The organism is Streptomyces sp. NPDC055287 (assembly GCF_053646035.1).
Window position 1 is genome coordinate 39,243 of the sequence record NZ_JBSHNE010000018.1, and the last position, 12,497, is coordinate 51,739.

Annotated in this window: 17 protein-coding genes; 9 read left to right on the forward strand and 8 right to left on the reverse strand. The window is 70.8% G+C overall.

Translation table 11 applies throughout. From position 1 onward, the window contains the following. Positions 1 to 129 precede the first annotated feature (129 nt). Positions 130 to 924 carry a VOC family protein gene (locus ACWIHY_RS25425; RefSeq protein WP_454377985.1) on the forward strand — a complete coding sequence of 265 codons (795 nt, stop codon included), beginning with the start codon at positions 130 to 132 and terminating at the stop codon, positions 922 to 924. A 65-nt stretch (positions 925 to 989) separates the two neighbouring features. Here ACWIHY_RS25425 and ACWIHY_RS25430 read toward each other — a convergent pair whose 3' ends face one another. Continuing rightward, positions 990 to 1,226: a chaplin gene (locus ACWIHY_RS25430; protein WP_454377986.1), complete on the reverse strand. Its 237-nt coding sequence runs from the start codon at positions 1,224 to 1,226 to the stop codon at positions 990 to 992. A gap of 244 nt (positions 1,227 to 1,470) precedes the next feature. Here ACWIHY_RS25430 and ACWIHY_RS25435 point away from each other — a divergent pair, with 244 nt between their 5' ends. The 6 genes from ACWIHY_RS25435 (at position 1,471) to ACWIHY_RS25460 (ending at position 6,613) form a co-directional block, all read left to right on the forward strand. Then, entirely contained in the window at positions 1,471 to 1,908 is a 438-nt protein-coding gene (locus ACWIHY_RS25435; RefSeq protein WP_454377987.1) for a protein-tyrosine phosphatase family protein, read from the forward strand. A gap of 280 nt (positions 1,909 to 2,188) precedes the next feature. Beyond that, the gene (locus ACWIHY_RS25440) at positions 2,189 to 2,662 is read left to right on the forward strand and encodes a hypothetical protein (protein WP_454378059.1); all 474 of its coding nucleotides are present in this window, start codon (positions 2,189 to 2,191) and stop codon (positions 2,660 to 2,662) included. Between the two features lie 198 nt (positions 2,663 to 2,860). Next, positions 2,861 to 3,280 carry a hypothetical protein gene (locus ACWIHY_RS25445; RefSeq protein ID WP_454377988.1) on the forward strand — a complete coding sequence of 140 codons (420 nt, stop codon included), beginning with the start codon at positions 2,861 to 2,863 and terminating at the stop codon, positions 3,278 to 3,280. Positions 3,281 to 3,676: 396 nt separating this feature from the next. Then, positions 3,677 to 4,201, forward strand: coding sequence for a ChbG/HpnK family deacetylase (locus ACWIHY_RS25450; protein WP_454378060.1), 525 nt, complete (start codon positions 3,677 to 3,679; stop codon positions 4,199 to 4,201). A gap of 289 nt (positions 4,202 to 4,490) precedes the next feature. Continuing rightward, positions 4,491 to 5,555: a tetratricopeptide repeat protein gene (locus ACWIHY_RS25455; protein ID WP_454377989.1), complete on the forward strand. Its 1,065-nt coding sequence runs from the start codon at positions 4,491 to 4,493 to the stop codon at positions 5,553 to 5,555. Beyond that, positions 5,552 to 6,613, forward strand: coding sequence for a polyprenyl synthetase family protein (locus ACWIHY_RS25460; protein WP_454377990.1), 1,062 nt, complete (start codon positions 5,552 to 5,554; stop codon positions 6,611 to 6,613). Before ACWIHY_RS25455 ends, ACWIHY_RS25460 begins: the two co-directional genes overlap by 4 nt. Positions 6,614 to 6,649: 36 nt before the next feature. Here ACWIHY_RS25460 and ACWIHY_RS25465 read toward each other — a convergent pair whose 3' ends face one another. Beyond that, the gene (locus ACWIHY_RS25465; protein ID WP_454377991.1) at positions 6,650 to 7,237 is read right to left on the reverse strand and encodes a TetR/AcrR family transcriptional regulator; all 588 of its coding nucleotides are present in this window, start codon (positions 7,235 to 7,237) and stop codon (positions 6,650 to 6,652) included. 92 nt (positions 7,238 to 7,329) lie between these two features. Here ACWIHY_RS25465 and ACWIHY_RS25470 point away from each other — a divergent pair, with 92 nt between their 5' ends. After that, positions 7,330 to 7,749 carry a DUF1348 family protein gene (locus tag ACWIHY_RS25470; RefSeq protein ID WP_454377992.1) on the forward strand — a complete coding sequence of 140 codons (420 nt, stop codon included), beginning with the start codon at positions 7,330 to 7,332 and terminating at the stop codon, positions 7,747 to 7,749. A gap of 72 nt (positions 7,750 to 7,821) precedes the next feature. Here the strand turns inward: ACWIHY_RS25470 and ACWIHY_RS25475 are convergent, their stop codons facing one another. From ACWIHY_RS25475 to ACWIHY_RS25500, 6 genes are all read right to left on the reverse strand, one after another. Further along, a complete protein-coding gene (locus ACWIHY_RS25475) occupies positions 7,822 to 8,088 on the reverse strand; it encodes a DUF4235 domain-containing protein (protein WP_454377993.1) in 267 nt (88 codons plus the stop codon). After that, the gene (locus ACWIHY_RS25480) at positions 8,085 to 8,453 is read right to left on the reverse strand and encodes a DUF3618 domain-containing protein (RefSeq protein WP_454377994.1); all 369 of its coding nucleotides are present in this window, start codon (positions 8,451 to 8,453) and stop codon (positions 8,085 to 8,087) included. The genes ACWIHY_RS25475 and ACWIHY_RS25480 overlap by 4 nt, the downstream gene beginning before the upstream one ends. After that, positions 8,450 to 8,869, reverse strand: coding sequence for a phage holin family protein (locus ACWIHY_RS25485; RefSeq protein ID WP_454377995.1), 420 nt, complete (start codon positions 8,867 to 8,869; stop codon positions 8,450 to 8,452). The genes ACWIHY_RS25480 and ACWIHY_RS25485 overlap by 4 nt, the downstream gene beginning before the upstream one ends. Before the next feature lie 191 nt (positions 8,870 to 9,060). Next, complete coding sequence (locus tag ACWIHY_RS25490; RefSeq protein WP_454377996.1) at positions 9,061 to 9,639, reverse strand: phosphatase PAP2 family protein; 579 nt, start codon at positions 9,637 to 9,639, stop codon at positions 9,061 to 9,063. 36 nt (positions 9,640 to 9,675) lie between these two features. Next, positions 9,676 to 10,845 carry a YihY/virulence factor BrkB family protein gene (locus ACWIHY_RS25495; protein WP_454377997.1) on the reverse strand — a complete coding sequence of 390 codons (1,170 nt, stop codon included), beginning with the start codon at positions 10,843 to 10,845 and terminating at the stop codon, positions 9,676 to 9,678. Between the two features lie 207 nt (positions 10,846 to 11,052). After that, positions 11,053 to 11,631 carry a GNAT family N-acetyltransferase gene (locus ACWIHY_RS25500; protein WP_454377998.1) on the reverse strand — a complete coding sequence of 193 codons (579 nt, stop codon included), beginning with the start codon at positions 11,629 to 11,631 and terminating at the stop codon, positions 11,053 to 11,055. A 91-nt stretch (positions 11,632 to 11,722) separates the two neighbouring features. On the opposite strand from ACWIHY_RS25500, the gene ACWIHY_RS25505 reads away from it, so the two are divergent. Then, positions 11,723 to 12,484, forward strand: coding sequence for a class I SAM-dependent methyltransferase (locus ACWIHY_RS25505; protein WP_454377999.1), 762 nt, complete (start codon positions 11,723 to 11,725; stop codon positions 12,482 to 12,484). Positions 12,485 to 12,497: the final 13 nt, after the last annotated feature.

Here is a 12,497-nt window from a genome sequence, read left to right on the forward strand (position 1 = left end):
TCACCCGGCTGGCTGCGCACCTTCACCCCTTCGGCCTTCCGAGCGTGCCGGATGCGCCCGCGCGGACCTATGGATGACTGGATACCGCGACAAACCGGACCATTCATCAAGCAGGAGAGAGCGAAAACGATGGCCGCACAACCAGAGGGCGTTCCGTGCTGGGCAGACGCGATGTTCACTGACGTGGAGGGCGCCAAGAGTTTCTACGGCGACGTACTGGGCTGGACCTTCGGTGAGAGTTCGACGGAGTACGGCAACTACACCCAGGCGTACTCGGGCGGCAGGGCGGTGGCCGCCGTCGTCCCGCCGATGCCCGGGCAGGAGACCCACTCCGCCTGGTGTCTGTACCTCGCGTCGCCGGACGTCGCCGCCACCGCACGGAAGATCCGTGACAGCGGCGGAGAGGTGCTGATGGGGCCGATGCAGGTTGGCGACTTCGGCTCCATGCTGATCGCGAAGGACCCCAGCGGGGCCGCGTTCGGCGTCTGGCAGGCCGGCCGGCACGAGGGCTTCGAGAAGCGAGGCGAGCCCGGCGCGTACGCCTGGGCCGAGGTCTTCACGCGCGAGCCCGACAAGTCGGACGCCTTCTTCCCTGCCGTCTTCCCGTACACCGCGCAACGGATGGAGGACGACGCGATCGACTTCAAGGTCTTCAACGTCGGCGACGACACCGTCCTGGGGCGGATGACGATGACGGAAGAGTTCCCGTCCGAGATCCCGCCGTACATCCAGGTGTACTTCACCGTCGAGGACTGCGACGCCGCGGTGGCCAAGGCCACCGAGCGCGGCGGCCGACTGCAGTTCGGGCCGATGGACAGCCCGTTCGGCCGGTTCGCGGCGCTCACGGACCCGCAGGGCGCGGCGTTCGCCGTGATCGACATGTCGACGACGAAGGGCGAGATGCCGAAGATGACGGCTGCCTGACGCCTCACGGGGGGGGTGAAGCCGCCGCCCGGCCGCGCTCCGAGCGTGGCCGGGCGGCGCGGTGACTACTTGTTGATGCAGACGTTGCCGACTGTCGGGTTGAGCAGGCCGATGACGTTGACGGTGTTGCCGCAGACGTTGATCGGGGCGTGGATCGGAACCTGTACGAGGTTGCCCGAGAGGAAACCGGGCGAGTGCTTCGCCTTGCCCTCGGCGTGGGCGTCGGCCATGGCGGAGCCCGCACTGCCGAGGACGGCTGCTGCGGCCAGGGCGGTGGCGGCGATCGCGGTGCGGATGCGCATTCTGCTCTCCTAGGGAAGGATCGGGCGCGCTCGTGCGCGCCCGCTGGAAAGGCTTCCCCTGACGCACGGTCTGCTCCGCGACCCCACCCGGACGGACGCGGATGTTCACGCCCATGCGCGCAAGCGGGCGGCGTACGGAGCAGGAGTCGGCCGAAGTCCGGCCGCGCGTTCACCGGCGTACGGTCGCGGGCTCCCGTCCACAGGACTCCCTGGGGCGCGTTCCGGCCTTCACTAGAGTGGACGGATGAGCGAGACGTGGTGCGCGGACGGTCCCGGAGTCATGAGATTGCCCTCCGGCCTGCTCGTGCGCGGCCGCGGCCTGCGCCGGCCGCTGCCGCCGGGGCCTGCGCCGTCCTTCGCCGTGTACCTGCTGGGCAAGGAGCCGCCGCCGACCGCGTGGGAGGCCCGCTGGCTGCGCTGGCCGGACTTCCGGCTGCCGCACGACCGCCGGGAAGCCCGGGACGCACTCCGGGAAGCCCTGGGGCGGGCAGCCGACGAGCGCGTGGAGATCGCCTGCGGCGGCGGTCGCGGGCGCACGGGGACGGCGCTGGCGTGCCTGGCCGTCCTGGACGGGGTGCCGGCGCCCGAGGCCGTGACGTACACGCGTCGGCACTACGACCCGCGCGCCGTGGAGACTCCCTGGCAGAGGCGGTTCGTACTGCGCTTCTCAGGCGCGGCGTAGCCCGGCCCGGTTGCCGTAGCCCGCCCCGCCGTCTGCGCATGCGGACAAGCACGCAGACGCCAGGCGCGGCACGTACGCCGTCAACAGGTATTACGCAGCCGTCGGCGAGCACAACCGCCGCGCCATGGGCCTGTGGCGGCTGACCCAGCCGAGCATGGCCCGCGGCGTACGCTCCGGGGCTCCCGCGCCGGGCATGCGCGGGCCACCCGCCTCCGCTGCTGCGGCGAGGGGAGGAGGAGTCCCCCTCCCTTCCGACCATCTGGGCCCATTGCTCGGCCTGATGCCGGGGTACGCGTACGAGACCGCGCCGGTGCCACTGCGCAGGGGTGACCCGCTGCTCCTCTACACCGACGGCGTGGTCGAGCGCCGGGGTGAGGACATCACCGTGGGCGGATCAGCACCGACTACAGGCGCACGCCCCACGACGACGCCTGTCTGCTCGCCATCCAGTCACGCATCGAGCGTGAGGTCGCCGGACTGCGCGCGGATGTACGCCGCAAGGCGGAAGCACGCCTGCCGCTCGCGACCGGCATCAGTCGTGCGTCGCCCCTCAGCGGCGAGTCCCTGGAGCCTTTCACCTCTGGCAGACCCCAGCCGACGGGGGGCGTCCCGGCCGGGCAGGGCTCCGACGAGAGTCCGGCCGGCAGGCCGGGCAGGGGAAAGCTCACAAGATCGTCACCGCCCCGCGATACAGGAACTCACGGTGAAGACCTCCCGGCGTCGCACGTCAAGATCCGTCCGTCTTGAATCGTAGGTTCGGCCCCCGAAGCGCGATCGCGTACCGCCACCCGGCCGGGAGCGCCGGCACTGGGGGCGAAAGGCCCGCCCGCTCGGGACTTTAGTCCCGTGTTGGGCACTTTTGGGGCGGAAACACCCAAATCAGAAAGACGAAGGCTCCGCTCCCGCCCCGGCCGGCCCGCCGCCGCCGCAGGAGCGACACGGAAGGAAAACAATGCGCTGGATCGCGCTGGCCAGAGCTCAACTCAAGCGGGCAACCGATGCGTTGCCCCTGCCCCCCACCACCTCACCCGAGCCGGACCCCGACGCGTTGCTCGTACGGGCGCCCACCGGCGGGGAGTGCTGGAACTGGGTCGAACGACGGCAGGTCAGCTGGCGGATAACGGGGTGCCTGGGATATCCGTGCAGCGTCCTGCTGGAGCGCAGGACCGAACAGGGGCAGTGGTGCGAGGCGGCGGTACTGGCCTCACAAGTGGATCCACGAGCGCTCCGGGCGTCCGTCGTGGTGCCGGAGCTGCCCGAGGGACCGTACCGCGTGCGCATCACGTCCCCCGAGCTGGCGTACGACGCCTGCAGCCCACCCCTGACCATCAGCCACAGCGGCACCGTCCATCTCCCCCGGACGACGCACTGAGGGGCTCCCGGCTCAGGCTCGATTCTCTTCGCGGCACGGACCCCGTCCGACGGTCCACGCTGAGGCGACGGACCTGAGCCTCCGTCGGGTGAACTGCAGGGATTCCCCGCCGATGCTCGCGTACCCATCCTGAACAACGACGACTTCGGGATGCACACGCGGTCAATACCGCGATCGTCCGCTCGATCGAGGACGGAATCGACAGTTCCTGCTGCCTGACGGCACCGTGTCCGTGGGCACCGCACGCCAGGCGTCTGCTCCGCGACCCGCCCGGGATCGCGTTCGGCATCCACCTCACGCCGGCGTGCGACACGACCCACTACCGGTGGGGGCCGCTGTCCGACAGGTCCGCGGTGCCTCGCTGCTCGACGCCGCGGGCGCGATGTTCACGCCGGGATTCCCCACCTCCTCGCCGCGGCACGCGTCGAGGAGGTCGAGACCGAGTTCCTCGCACAGATCGACACCGTCGTCGGCGCCGGGCCGGCCCCGACCCACCCGGACTGGCACTGCCTGGCCGACGGCGGACGCGACGACATCTTCGACCTGACGGTGCCCCTGGCCGGGGGTACGGCCGGCGGTCCGGGCCTGGGGCGAGCCCGGCCGCCGCAAGGTACGCCGGCAGGGGCTGCCGGTCGTCGACAACGACTTCCTGGAGAGATCGGTCTCGGCCTCCACGGCAAGCCCGCCCGGTACGCCGAGCTGCTGCACGACCTGCCGACCGGCCTCAACGAGTGGGCCGTGCATCCCGGCCCGGGCAACGAGGAGCCGCCGGCCATCGATCCCGACGGCCGGCACGTACGCCGGCCCGACTTCGACTTCCTGACGTCGCCCGCGGCCCGCGAACTTCTCCGGAAAGAGGGGATCACGGTGACCGACTACAGGGCCGTCCAGCGGGCCTGGGCCCGGGGTGGAGAGCTCTAGCCTTCGCGACTGCCGTCCCGACTGCCGCCCCGACCGCCGCCCTGACCGCCGCCCTGACCGCCAAGGACCGATCGCCCGGGGGTCCGGATAAAACACATCGGGCGCGAGCAACCCCGAGCGGGCGGCAGCCGTCTTGATCCACAGCAGGCCGGGTCCGCCGCGGATTCGCCGGCGGCCCCGGGTCCCCCCAACGCCAGGGTTCGAGAACCAGGCTGCTATACACCGTGCGTATACACGCTGCGTATAGCTGTCGTCGCGCCACTGCTCTGGCCTCGCACGAAAGGCACCCATGCACAGCAAGGCATTCGCGCCGGAGTACCAAGGCGCCCTGACGGCACTGTCGGTGAACTCCTCCCTTACGGACGTACTGGAGCAGGGCACCCAGCACTTGCGGGCGGCCGAAGCGTCCGGTTCCCAGCAGGAGGTGGCGCGGGCGGGGCTCGCCGTGGCCGAGGCGCATCGCAGGCTGGGCAACATCGAGGAAGCCGATCGGGCGTGGAAGGCCAGCTACCGCGCCGCCCGTTCGGCCGACGACCTCGGAGCCATGGCCTGGGCGCTGTGGAGCGGCGGGACGCTCGCCCGGCAGCGGGGCGCGCTGGCGCTGGCGTTCAGACTGCTGGGACTCGCCGCCGACATGGGCAAGCGGGGCGGGGACGTCGTCGCCCGCGGCTACTCCCTCGCCGGCCTGGCGGAGACCGGCCGCATCCAGGGCGACTACCAGGCCGTGGCCGTACTGCACGAGCAACTGCTCGCCGAGGCACGCAAACGCGGCGAGGCCCGCCACACCGTGTGGGCACTGGAGGGCATCGCGCAGATCCACCGCAATACCGGCTCGTACGACACGGCGCTGGAGATGTTCGAGGAAGCCGCCCAGATAGCCGGGAAGGCCGACGACCGGCGCGGCAGGGCATGGGCGCTGCGCGGCATGGCTGACATCGTTTCTCTCCGGGACGACAATCCGGAACGCGCCCTGGCGCTGCTCGCCGAGGCCGAACTCACGTGCCGCGAGATGAACTTGTCCAGCGCGCTCGCCTACAACCACAAGATGCGCGCCAATGTGCTCTACCGCGCCCGCCGTTACGAGGAAGCCCGCCAGGTGTACGAGCAGGCCCTCGCGGAATTCCGCGCCATGAGCGAGCCGCGGGGCGAAGCGCTGGCGCGCCTCGGGCTCGTCAAGGCACGCGCCCATCTCGGCCGGGACCAGGCGGAGACCGCCGCCGAGCTGGGCGACCTGCGGCGTACGCTCGACCGGATCGGCCTGCGTCACGCCCGGGACATGGTCGACAAGGCCCATGCCGAACTCGGCGTACTCCCCCTGGCGCGTGTGGCGGACGAGGAAGACGGCCGACGATGACTCTGCCGGTAACAGCCCGGGCCACCGCGCCGGAGATCCTCGCCCGCTGCCGCGACCTCGTGCGGCCCGCCCTCACGCAGGCGGTGCAGCGCCTCCATCCCTGGCCGGCCGAGATGGCCGCCTTCTCGCTCGGCTGGAGCGAGGTGGGCGGCAGATTCGTGCCCGGTCCCGACGCCGGTTCGCAGGGCAAGGGCGTGCGCCAGGCCCTCACCGTGCTCTGCGCCGAGGCGGCGGGCGGGTCCGGCGAGGACGCGACGGCCGGCGCGGTGGCCGTCGAGCTGATCCATACGTTCTCGCTGCTGCACGACGACATCATGGACGGCGACGAGACCCGGCGGCAGCGGGCGAGCGTGTGGAAGGAGTACGGCACGGGCCCCGCGGTGCTGGCGGGAGACGCGCTGTTCGCCCTGGCGGTGGAGACGCTGGCCGACGCGCGCAGCGTACACAGCGGGGCAGCGGTGCGGCACTTGTCGGGAACGCTCAACGACCTGGTGCGCGGGCAGGCCGAAGACCTCCTCTTCGAGACCCGGCCCTGGACGGGGCCCGAGGCGGTGTCCCCGCAGGAGTACCGGTCCATGGCCGGTCACAAGACCGGTGCGCTGCTCGGCTGCGCGGCGGGCCTGGGCGCCGTACTGGCCGGGGCGCCCGCACCCACGGTGGAGGTCCTCGCTCGCGCGGGCCGGCATCTCGGGGTGGCTTTCCAGGCCGTGGACGACCTGCTCGGGATATGGGGCGATCCTCGGGTCACGGGGAAGCCGGTCCACAGCGATCTGCGCCGTCTGAAGAAGACGTACCCCGTCCTCGCGGCCGTGTCCACGGACCGTCCGCAGGCCCGGCAGCTCGTCGCGCTCCTCACGTCGGGCAGTCCACTCGACGACACGGGCGCCCGCAGGGCCGCCGAGCTCATCGAAGCCGCCGGTGGGCGCTCCGCCACGCTGGCCGAGGCGCACCACCACCTGGACAGCGCCCGCGACTGCCTGGAGAGCGTCCCGTTGGCCCCGGCCGCGGTCGGTGACATCCTCACGCTCCTGCCGTTCCTCGTCGACCGCAGGATGTGACCTATCAGGGACGCGGGGGGGGGGAGCGACGGGCAGTCAGCCTCGCCCGGGAGCTCGGCTGCTGGGGGTGACCGAGTCCAGTTCCAGCAGCTTGCGCGCCGCCTCGCGAGCCTGGTCCGCCGCGTCGGCGCCGCCGGAGACGGCGGCCGTGGTGATCGCGCCCTGCACCAGCAGGAAGAGCGAGCGGGCCAGCCATTCGGAGTGGCCCGTCCGGGCCACCAGGCCCGCCAGATAGTCCTTCAGGGCGTCGACGTGGTCGCGGGCGGCGGCCGCGACGGCGTCCGACGTGGCGCCCAGCTCCCCGAAGGAGTTGACGAAGGCGCAGCCTCGGAAGTCCGGCTCCTGGAACCACGACCGCAACCAGTCGAAGACCGCCAGGATCTGGTCGCCGCCCGGCCGGCGCGCCTCGACGTGGCTCGCCAATGACTCCCGCAACCGCACGTCGCGCCGCCGCAAGTACGCCTCGACCAGGTGGTCCTTGGAGGGGAAGAGCTGGTAGAGGCGCTTGAGGGACGCCCCTGACGCGTCGCGGATCTCAGCCATGCCGACCGCCTGCAGGCCGCGCCCGTAGAAGAGCGTCTCGGCGGCGTCGAGGATGCGGATCTCTTGTGCCGCGGCTTCCATGCCCACGTCTCCCTTGAAAGAGAATCACTATTCTCCTAGGCTACTGCACACACGGGAGAATGCTCGTTCTCCCATCCGCGAAGGGGAGAGTCATGACCGACAAGAGGCCGCCGTTCCCGCCGTTCACCGCCGAGACCGCCCGGCGGAAGGTCCAGGCGGCCGAAGAGGCGTGGAACAGCCGGGAACCCGAGCGAGTGGCCCTCGCCTACACCGAGGACTCCGAGTGGCGAAACCGCGACACGTTCCTGCGCGGGCGCGCGGAGATCGTGCAGTTCCTGCGGGACAAGTGGGAGCGCGAGCTGGACTACCGCCTGCGCAAGGAGCTGTGGGCCTTTACGGACGACCGGATAGCCGTCCGCTTCGAGTACGAGTGGCACAACGAAGAGGGCCAGTGGTTTCGCAGCTATGGCAACGAGAACTGGGAGTTCGACGACGACGGTCTGATGCGGCGCCGCTACGCCAGCATCAACGACCTCGCCATCCCGGCCGACGAGCGACGCATAGCGCTCTGAACACACCGGGCCCTGCCGGCGCCCCGTGCAGTGCGAGCGCTCCGAGCGCTCGGGCGGCGTACGAACACACCGTCAGCCGGGCCACGTTCCGGTCAGGCGGTGTACGGCGGTGGCGCCTCCGCGGTCGACCGCCGCCTTGACCGCGGCGAAGATCGCACCCTGTACGGCAGCGGCGAGCACGACCTCCTGCCAGCCGCGCTCCTGGTCGGTGGCGTCGGGGGCGTCCTCGTCGTGCCCGATGACCTTCCACACCTGCTTGAAAACCGCACCGGCCAAGGCGCCGCTCAGGGCGCCCAGCAGCATGCCGACCGGCTTGTAGGCGATCTTGGACGCCTTCACCAGCACCTCCCGCTGCGGCGCGTGGCGACGACGATCACCGCGATCGCCGCCAGACCGGCAAGCACGAGCAGATTGCGGTTCGTGTGAGCGCCGCCCTTGGTGTGCGCACCCGGCTCGACGCTCCTGGGGTGCATCTTCCGCCCCAGCACGTGAGCCGTGCCCGACAACTGCTCGTTGGCAGAAGCGGCCTTGTCGTGCACGAGGCCCTTGACCTTCGCCGCCTTCTGCTGTGCCTGCGCCTTTACGTCGGCCTTGGCGGCCAGAGCTTCGACCGTCCGGCCGAGCTCCTCGCGGGTCTTCTCCACCTGCGCCCGCAACTGGTCCGGGGTGGGCGAGGAACCGTCGCCCTTGGCCTTGTCCGTCATCGCCGTGCCCTCTCCTTGATCTCGGCCACGTCGGCCTTGACGCTCCGGATCGCTTGCTCGGGGGTGGCCGGAGTGGCCCGGCCGACCTGCTTCTTGCCCACGAGGGCGAGTACCGCCGCGAGCAGGAGCAGGGCGCCGGTGACGACCAGCGCGGAGAGCCACAACGGCCAGACCAGGTCGAGGGCCACGATCGCGGTGGCCGCGACGGCCTGCAGCGCGACGAAGCCCACGACGCCGGCTCCGCCCAGCAGACCGCCGCCGAGCCCGAACCGTTTGCCCTTCTGCTGCATCTCGGCCTGCGCCAGGTGCAGCTCCTGCCGCATCAGCTGGGAAATCTGCTCCGACGCGTGCTTGACCAGATCGCCCACCGACTCCTCGGCATCTCTGTGGCGCGCTTGGTCCGCTGACATGCTCATCCTCGTGGCCTGCCTTTCCTTGCCGCATCTCGTCCCGCGCCCGCCGTGGCGGTGGCGATGACCTGCCCGCTGGTGGCTGTCATTTCAAGTCGTAGCCCCTACTCCGGGCGCCCGCCAGCCGACACCCGCGCCGCAGAGGACGCGCGGACGATCCGCCCGCCGGCCTCTCCGGCGTAACCTCGTCTCCTCCGCTACAGCAGCAGGCGCAGCATCAGGCGCGGTGCGTGATGCACCAGCAGGGCGCTGCCCACACCGATGGCGGCGCCGGCCGCGACGTCACTGGGGTAGTGCGCCCCCACATGGACGCGCTCCAGGGCCACCAGTACGGCGGGAACCGCTGCCGCCGCCCCCAGCCAGGGCGAGCTGAGGGCCACGGCGACGGTGAACCCAACAGCGGCGGCGGTGTGCCCGGAGGGGAAGGACGAGCTGTCCGGCCGGTCCTGGACGTCGTCGTGCGGGATCATGTCCGCAGATGGCCTGCCCCGCGCGTACAGCTGCTTGCACACCGCGTTCGCGATCACCTGCGCGGAGAGCATGCTGACCACTCCCCCGGCCGCGGCCTTGCGTTCCGGGGCGCCTCCCAGGGCAGCCATGGCAAGGGCCGCGCCCCACCAGAGTTTGGTCCTCTCGGCCACCGACTCCACGGCCGGCAGCACCTGGCGGGCCCACGGCGAGTCCCAGGAGGCGGCCCGTCGGGTGAGCCTGCGGTCGAGGCGGCGAAGGTCGTGGAGCAGCCGCGTCGTGGCCTCTTTCGGATGTGTGAGGCTCACCCCGTCGACACCCCGGCTCAGGCGCCGCTCCGGCACTCAGTCGCCTCCCCTCTGGTCGCCGCCCCTCTGGTCGCCGCCCGTCCGGTCGCCGCCCGTCCGGTCGCCGCCCCTCTGGTCGCTGCCCCTCTGGTCGCTACCCATCTGCTTGCGGTCCTCGTCGGTCCATTTGCGCGTGTCGCGCGGTTCGACGTACGGCTCCTCGTCGCTGGGGTGGCCGCCGACGATGGCGCGCTCGCGAACCAGTTCCGCGTCGAACTCCAGCCCCAGCAGGATCGCCAGGTTCGTGATCCACAGCCACACCAGGAAAACGATCACGCCGGCCAGGGTGCCGTACGTCTTGTTGTACGAAGCGAAGTTCGCCACGTACAGCGCGAATCCCGCCGAGGCGATCAACCAGATCACCAGGGCCAGGAAGCTGCCGGGCGTGACCCACCTGAAGCCGCGTCCCCGCGCGTTCGGCGACGCCCAGTACAGCAGCGCGATCATGATGGTGACCAGCAGGACGAGGACCGGCCACTTCACGATCGACCAGACGTTCAGGGCGGTGTCGCCGATCCCCAGGCTCGTACCCAGCTGCCGGGCGAGGCCGCCGGAGAACACCACGATCAGGGCGCTGACGCACGCCAGGATCATCAGCGCCAGGGTCAGGACCAGCCGCAGCGGCGTGACCTTCCAGACCGGCCGGCCCTCGGGGATGTCATAGACGGCATTCGAGGTACGGATGAACGCGGCCACATAGCCGGACGCCGACCACAACGCACCCAGCAGACCGACGATCGCCAGAATCGACCCCGTACCGCTGCCACTGGCCTGGAGCTGCTCGACCGCCCCGGTGATGACGTCGCGGGCGGAGCCCGGCGTCAGCTTCGCGATGTTGTCCAGGACGGCCTTGGTCGCCGACTCGCCCGCGATGCCCAGGATCGACACGAGTACCAGCAGCGCGGGGAACAGCGCCAGGATCCCGTAGTACGTCAGCGCGGCGGCCCGGTCGGTCAGCTCGTCGTCCTTGAACTCGGCCATCGTGCGCTTCAGCACCGCCCCCCACGACTGCTTGCCCATCTGGGTGGGCTTGTCGGGAGCGTTCCGTTCCACCTCGGGGCCGGGGCCCGCACGACTGCCGGACTCCGCGCCCGCCCCGGCGTCCGCCGGCCTGGGTTCGTGCCCGTGCTCGTCGTCTCCATGCTCTTGCTGCCACTTCGATGCCATGACCTACGAGTAACCGCAATGCCAGGGTTTCGCATGTGGAGGCGGCCATGAATTCGGACGATTTCATTCTGGTCTTCTGCGCCATTGGGGTGTTATCTCGCGACGCAGCCGGTCAGCGCGGCGTGTGGGCGACCGACGGCGTGAGAAGGGTTGGGCGGCCTCACTCGCCGTACAGGACCCCTCGGGCGCCCGCCCGGCCCGGCTTGGTCAGCTCCGGGCGCGCGAATCCGGGCAGGGTCGAAAGCGGCCCGTTTCGCCGTCGAGGTGCTTTCGCTCGTCGAAGGCGTACAGCACCTGCGGCTCCTGCCACTCGATGAAGCTGTCGGTCAACGTCGCGCCGAGCGCTTCGAGCAGGCGCCGGGAAGCGGCGTTGGCCTCCTGGGTCACCGCGACCACGCCCGCGGGGCCGTCGGGCACCGCTACTGAGGCCCAGCCGACGGCGGCTGCCACCGCTTCGCGGGCATAGCCGCGGCCCCAGTACTCCGGCAGGAACTGGTACGAGACCTCCGTACGGCCGTCCCGGGCGCCTGGCTCCACCGTCACCAGCCCGACGACCGCGCCCCCGTCCTGCCCCACGACGCTGAACGCTCCCGGAGCGCCGACACATGCTTCCCCACGCCTGCGCACCGTCTGCTCGGCCACCGGGCCGCCGAGGTAGCGGCGTACTGCGGGGTGCGTCCACAGGCGCGCGATCTCCGGCACGTCCGAAGACTCGATGGGGCGCAGGGTGAGCCTCGAAGTGGTGAGAGAGGCCGGCCACCAGGCGGCAGCGGAGACAGGAGACATGTAAGCGATCATGGCAAACAGGCCTCTTGCCAAGGGGATAGCATGGAAATCTTCTTTGACTTCGTCCGTTTCCCCACGCAATGATCCGGGTATGTCACGCACCTTTGACGAACTCGTATCCGAAGCCGAGGCCGTCTCGGTGGACGGCTGGGACTTCTCCTGGCTCGAGGGCCGGGCCACCGAACAGCGCCCCTCGTGGGGTTACCAGCGCACGATGAGCGAGCACTTGGCCCGTGCGTCCGCCGCTCTCGACATCCAGACCGGCGGAGGGGAAGTCCTCGCCGGAGCGCCGAAGCTGCCGCCGACAATGGTGGCCACCGAGTCCTGGCCGCCCAACGTCGCCAAGGCGACGCGGCTGTTGCACCCGCTCGGCGCCATTGTGGTCGCGGACTCGGACGAACCGCCGCTGCCGTTCGCGGACGGCGCCTTCGACCTCGTGACGAGCCGTCATCCCGCGACGGTGTGGTGGGAGGAGATCGCCCGCGTACTCCAGGGCGGCGGCACATACCTCGCCCAGCACGTCGGCCATTCCAGCGTCTTCGAGGTCGTCGAGTACTTCCTCGGTCCGCAGCCGGGAGAAGTCCGCCGCGGCCGGCACCCCGACGACGCACGCCGGGAGGCCGTAGCGGTCGGCCTGGAGGTCGCCGACCTGCGGTTCGAGCGGCTGCGGATCGAGTTCTTCGACATCGGCGCGGTGATCTACTTCCTGCGGAAGGTGATCTGGATGGTCCCCGGTTTCACCGTCGGCCAGTACCGCGACCGGCTGCGGGAACTGCACGACCGGATCGAGAGCGAGGGACCGTTCGTGGCCCACTCGACCCGCTTCCTCATCGAGGCCCGCAAGCCTGTCTGAAGCGCACTGGCCT